Here is a 5,456-nt window from a genome sequence, read left to right on the forward strand (position 1 = left end):
AGCATAGGCCAGTAGCTCCAATTGGTAGAGCGGCGGTCTCCAAAACCGCATGTTGGGGGTTCGAGTCCCTCCTGGCCTGCCAGCTCGCGATATGAGCAGCTTGCCTTCAGGTTGCTTTGATGAGCAGCTTGAACCCAAGCTGCTTGTTTGGCGTTTGGACGGATACAACCCCCGGTGAAGGAATCACATGGCGAAGAAATCAAAGACACAGCGTGCCAAGGCTTCCGCCGCACGCGCCGCCCGCAAGGAGCAGCGCGCGGCCCTCGAGGCCGAGGCGAAGAAGGCCGAACCGGCCGCCGCTGCCGAGACCGAAGCGCCCAAGAGGAAGCTCTTCGCGAAGGCCGACAAGGGTGATGGGTCCGCAAGCGACGGCAAGCAGTCGATGTCCCAGGGCAAAAGCGCGGAGAAGAAGGCCGCGAAAAAGCCCGCAAAAAAGAGCCGCTTGAGTTTTCTCAAGGACGTTCGTCTGGAGATGAAGCGCGTGACCTGGCCGACCAAGCAGGATGTGCTGCGTTGGAGCGTGGTCGTGGTTGCGGCGCTGCTGTTCTTCGGCGTGTACGTGGCCGTGCTCGACAACGTCGTCATCACGCCGCTGCTGGTTGCTATCTCCGGTTTGGGGGCGTAGGGTATGGCGAAGAAATGGTACGTCCTGCACACTTACTCGGGCTACGAGAACAAGGTCAAGAAGAACCTCGAGACGCGCATCGAGACCATGGGGCTTGAGAACAGCGTGTTCGCCATCGAGATTCCCACCGAAACGGTGACGGAGATCAAAGAGGGCGGACGACGCGTGGAGAGCGAGAAGAAGGTGTTTCCCGGCTACGTGCTGGTGCGCATGGAGCTTGACGACCGCAGTTGGGCTGCGGTGCGCAACACTCCGGGCGTCACGGGCTTCGTCGGCGCCGACGGCAATCCCGCCCCGCTCACGCGCGCGGAGTACAACAAGATCATGAAGCGCACCGACAAGGCGAAGGACAAGAAGAGCGTCGTGTCCGCGAGCCTTGAGGTGGGGCAGTCGGTCAAGGTGGTGTCCGGACCCCTTGCGGAGTTCGACGGCGTGGTGTCCGAGGTGTCGCCCGACGCCGGCAAGGTGAAGGTCATGGTTTCCATCTTCGGCCGCGAGACGCCGGTCGAGCTTTCGTTCGATCAGGTGGCCAAGATTTAAGGGTGAGATCACATCGGCATGCGGACGCGCCCGAGTGGACCGGGGCTTCTCGCGACAGCATGGCGGTTGCGGATAGGTACAGAGTTCGATCCAGTTGAGAGGAACGTTCACGATGGCTGAAAAGAAAGAAACCGGCTTCATCAAGCTGCAAATCCCGGCGGGCGCCGCGAACCCGGCTCCTCCGGTCGGTCCGGCCCTTGGCGCCCAGGGCGTCAACATCATGCAGTTCTGCCAGGCGTTCAACGCCCAGACGCAGGACCAGGCCGGCACCATCATCCCGGTTGAGATCACGGTGTACGAGGACAAGTCCTTCACCTTCGTGTGCAAGACGCCGCCGGCGGCCGTGCTCATCAAGGAGAAGCTGGGCATCCAGAGCGGCTCGGGCATCCCGCAGCTGCAGGCCGTGGGCACGCTGACCGAGGCGCAGCTGCGCGAGATCGCCGAGATCAAGATGCCGGACCTCAACGCGAACAGCATCGAGGCCGCCATGGAGATCGTCGCCGGCACCGCTCGCAGCATGGGCGTGCGCATCGAGGGCCGCGAGATGAAGAAGAAGTACGTGCCGTCCAAGAAGGTGGCGGCCATGCTCCAGGGCAGGTCGATCGACGAGTAGCCTGCGGGGCTGCTTTTCGCAAGACCCGTGATCGCGGCTGTGCGCGCAGGCGCACAGCCGCTTTGACGATAGGAAACTGTGGAAGGACGCCGCAAGGCGCTCGCTACGAACCACGAAAGGAACCATCATGGCGAAGCATTCCAAAAACTACCGTGCCGCATTGGAGAAGATCACGGAGGAGGCCTATTCTCCCCTTGCGGCCATGAAGCTGATCAAGGAGATATCCACGGTCAAGTTCGACGAGACCGTGACCGCCGACTTCCGCCTGGGCATCGACACCCGCCAGGCCGATCAGCAGCTCCGCGGCACCGTGAGCCTGCCGAACGGCTCGGGCAAGACCGTGCGCGTGGCCGTGTTCGCCGAGGGCGAGGCCGCCCGCGCCGCCGAGGAGGCCGGTGCCGACATCGTGGGCACCGACGAGCTGACCGCGCAGGTTCAGGCCGGCGAGTTCAACTTCGACGCCGCCGTCGCCACGCCCGACCAGATGGGCAAGGTGGGCCGTTTGGGCAAGATCCTCGGACCTCGCGGCCTCATGCCGAACCCGAAGCTTGGCACCGTCACCAACGACGTGGCGAAGGCCATCGCCGAGCTCAAGGGCGGCCGCGTGGAGTACCGCGCCGATCGCTACGGCATCGCGCACGTCATCATCGGCAAGGTGAGCTTCACCCCCGAGCAGCTGGCCGAGAACTACGGCGCCGTGTACGACGAGATCCTGCGCATGAAGCCGTCGGCCGCCAAGGGCAAGTACGTGAAGTCGATTGCCGTGTCCGGCACCATGACGCCGGGCGTGCCGGTGGACGCCTCCGTGACCCGCAACTACGCGGAAAACGCCGACGAATAGCCTTCAATCAAGCTTATGAGAGGAAAGGAGCCTTCGGGTTCCTTTCTTTTTGGGTGCGCGGATGATTCGGATGCGCGTGGTCAGGGGGTGCGGATGCCGCTTGAACGCTTCCGCTGATCGTCGCCCGTTTCGCGGCGCAAGGCGCTTGACCGCTTCGCACCGAGCGGCGTTGCGGTAGAATAAAAAGGCCCGCCCCTGCGGCGGGCCTTTTTGCGTGCCGATTGCCGCAGGGGCGCGCTTCCGAGCGCTTTGCTATACTGTTCGCTGAAACGAACTTGCGTGCGCGAAAGGTGCGGGGCATGATCATCAGAAAGTCGCCGGCCGAGATAGAGGCCATGAAGGAAGCTGGCCGCCTGTCGGCCAAGGTGCTGCGCGAAGTGGGGGCGCACGTGCGTCCGGGCGTGTCCACGCTCGAGCTGGACGAGCTGGCCGAAAAACTCATTCGCGCGGAAGGGGGCGTTCCCGCGTTCAAGGGCTACGGCGGGTTTCCCGGCTCCATTTGCGCGTCGGTGAACGAGCAGATCGTGCATGGCATTCCTTCGGCAGACGTCGTTTTGCGCGACGGCGACATCATCTCCATCGACACCGGCGCCATCGTGGAGGGCTGGGTGGGCGACAACGCCTGGACGTACGCGGTGGGGAAGATCTCCCCCGAGAAGCGGCGTTTGCTTGAGGTGACGGAGAGGTGCATGTGGGCCGGGGTTGACGCAGCGCGTCCCGGAAACCGTCTGGGCGACATCGGGCACGCGGTGCAGGCAATTGCCGAGGAGGCGAGTTTCGGCGTGGTGCGCGAGTACGTGGGGCACGGCATTGGACGGGCCATGCACGAGGAACCCAACGTGCCGAACTACGGCCGCAAGCACACCGGCGTGCGCCTGGAGCCGGGCATGGTGCTGGCCATCGAGCCGATGATCAACGCGGGCACCTACAAGACGCGCGCCATGCCCGACGGCTGGCTGGTGGTGACGCGCGACGGCAGGCCGTCGGCCCACTTCGAGAAGACGGTGGCCGTCACCGAGGACGGCCCTGTGGTGCTCACCTGCGAGGAGGGGCGACGGCGACCGGTGTAAGGCGGTCGTTTGCGAAGGTGCGGACGAAGGGCATTCGCCATCAGGTCCCCGTTCGCTCCTCCTTCGCGCTGTGGTGCTACTTCAGCTGCTTGCCGTCCGTGTCCCAGTAGAACCGCTTGAACTTGCGGATTTGGTTCGCGTGCATCACGCGCGCCCACAGGTTGTGCATGAAGGAGTCGGGCGCGTAGTGCAGCGGGTAGGGCTCCGGCGTGCGGCGCAGCGCCTCGAGAGCCTGCTGGAGGCGCGCGCGGTTCTCCATGCTGCGGTCGAGCACGTAGCGGGGCACGCAGCAGTACAGGTAGGGGTCGTACGCTTCGCGGTACGCGATGGGCTCGCCCAGCACGAACTCGCGCACGATGAGCTCCGCGAAGTTCTGCCCGCCCAGGCTCATGTAGTAGGTGTTGCGCCCGCAACGCGTGTTCACCTCGAAGAAGCGGAAGGAGCCGTCGCGCTTGTCGTACTTGATGTCGAAGTTCGCGAATCCGCAGTAGCCCACGTGGGCGAGGAACCGCTTCGCGCAGTCGATGATGGCCTCCTCGCGTTCGCCCATGATGCAAAGCGGGTTGCCGAGCGCCGTGGGGTCGTGGTCCTGCAGGCACACGACGCCGCCCGACACGACGCGCAGCTCGCCCGCGGCGTCGGAGAACGTGGTGAGCGTGCGGATGGCGTCGTCGCCGCCGGGAATGAAATCTTGCAGCACCAGTTCGCCCGCGTACTTCGATGCGCGGATGCTGCGCCACACCTGGGCCAGCTCCTCGGGGCTTTCGATCTCGTAGATCTTGCGCCAGCCTTCGACGGTGTCCGCGGCGTCTTGGAACTGCGCGGAGTTCGACGGCTTGGCGATGAGCGGGTAGGGGAAGTCGCCTGCGGGCAGTTCGGCGGGACCGTCCTCGCCGCAGTCGAAGTACCAGGTGCGCGGGTAGGGGATGTCCAGCTCGTCGCACAGGTCGTAAAAGCGGCGCTTCTGCGTGATGTCGTCGAGCAGGGGAAAGTCGATGTAGGGCACCGTGTAGCCGGCGGTCTCGAGGCGCTGCTTGCCGGCGGAGAGCATGCGCGCGTGGCAGTCGTCGCAACCGAGCACGAGCAGCACGCATCCCGGCCGTGTCGCGCGCTCTTCGGCTGCCAGGCGCTCAAGCGCCTCGTAGAGTCCTTCCGGCTCGTGGATGCGCGGCTCCAGCCGGTAGTCGGTGAAGCGGCTGGAGGAGAGCATCTTGATGTCCTGCGTGGCCAGCACGACGGTGCGCTCGATGCCGAACGCGCGATGCAGCTCGCGCACATAGCTGTAGGCGAGGATGTCGCCGCCCACGACGACGGGCCGCAGAAGGCGCGCGACGTCGGCGGCGGTGGCGATGCGAGGGTTTTGGGTTGTCATGCGGGGACGTCTCCTTTATGGGTCGCGTGCGATGCTTCGCCAGGCGTCTGTCATGGGGGCAATCATATCATGTCGGTGAGCGAATTCTCGGATTCTCCGATTCTAAACCGCTGCAACTGTCGTAGCACTCGATATGTTGTTACGACATAGAGCGTAATTCGCGTGATATCATTGCGCTTAATACGACACGGAAGGCGAGATGGGCTATGTTGGATGTCGTGATACATGATCGCAGCTATGAAAGGCTCGCTCAGATCGATGCGCGTGCGGAGCAGCTTCGTTCCTTCGGCCCGTTTTCCGAGGCGATGCAGCTCTCGCTCGCTTCCTACGACGGGGACTTCCTTGTTCGCATGGCCTACAACTCGAACGCGATCGAAGGCTCCACGCTCACGTTG

Annotated in this window: 7 protein-coding genes and 1 tRNA gene; 7 read left to right on the top strand and 1 reads right to left on the bottom strand. The window is 64.2% G+C overall.

The features are described 5' to 3' along the window. Positions 1 to 5: 5 nt before the first annotated feature. The 6 genes from ACWKY3_RS00365 to map all read left to right on the top strand — a co-directional run bounded on the left by ACWKY3_RS00365 (position 6) and on the right by map (position 3,689). Positions 6 to 82: transfer RNA gene (locus ACWKY3_RS00365), tRNA-Trp, on the top strand. A 105-nt stretch (positions 83 to 187) separates the two neighbouring features. Beyond that, complete coding sequence (gene secE / locus ACWKY3_RS00370) at positions 188 to 625, top strand: preprotein translocase subunit SecE (RefSeq protein ID WP_449314437.1); 438 nt, start codon at positions 188 to 190, stop codon at positions 623 to 625. A 3-nt stretch (positions 626 to 628) separates the two neighbouring features. After that, positions 629 to 1,165, top strand: coding sequence for a transcription termination/antitermination protein NusG (gene nusG / locus ACWKY3_RS00375; protein WP_449314438.1), 537 nt, complete (start codon positions 629 to 631; stop codon positions 1,163 to 1,165). Between the two features lie 112 nt (positions 1,166 to 1,277). Continuing rightward, a complete protein-coding gene (gene rplK, locus ACWKY3_RS00380; protein WP_449314439.1) occupies positions 1,278 to 1,778 on the top strand; it encodes a 50S ribosomal protein L11 in 501 nt (166 codons plus the stop codon). A gap of 127 nt (positions 1,779 to 1,905) precedes the next feature. Next, positions 1,906 to 2,619 (top strand): 50S ribosomal protein L1, encoded by a 714-nt coding sequence (rplA, locus tag ACWKY3_RS00385; RefSeq protein WP_449314440.1) that lies wholly within the window; start codon positions 1,906 to 1,908, stop codon positions 2,617 to 2,619. Positions 2,620 to 2,918: 299 nt separating this feature from the next. Further along, positions 2,919 to 3,689, top strand: coding sequence for a type I methionyl aminopeptidase (gene map, locus ACWKY3_RS00390; RefSeq protein WP_449314441.1), 771 nt, complete (start codon positions 2,919 to 2,921; stop codon positions 3,687 to 3,689). A 76-nt stretch (positions 3,690 to 3,765) separates the two neighbouring features. Here the strand turns inward: map and ACWKY3_RS00395 are convergent, their stop codons facing one another. After that, complete coding sequence (locus ACWKY3_RS00395; protein WP_449314442.1) at positions 3,766 to 5,061, bottom strand: carboxylate--amine ligase; 1,296 nt, start codon at positions 5,059 to 5,061, stop codon at positions 3,766 to 3,768. Positions 5,062 to 5,267: 206 nt separating this feature from the next. Between ACWKY3_RS00395 and ACWKY3_RS00400 the strand changes: the two genes are divergently transcribed. Then, positions 5,268 to 5,456, top strand: a 189-nt coding sequence (locus tag ACWKY3_RS00400) for a hypothetical protein (protein ID WP_449314443.1), incomplete at its 3' end; no start/stop codon positions are given.

Source organism: Rubneribacter sp. (genome assembly GCF_965361815.1).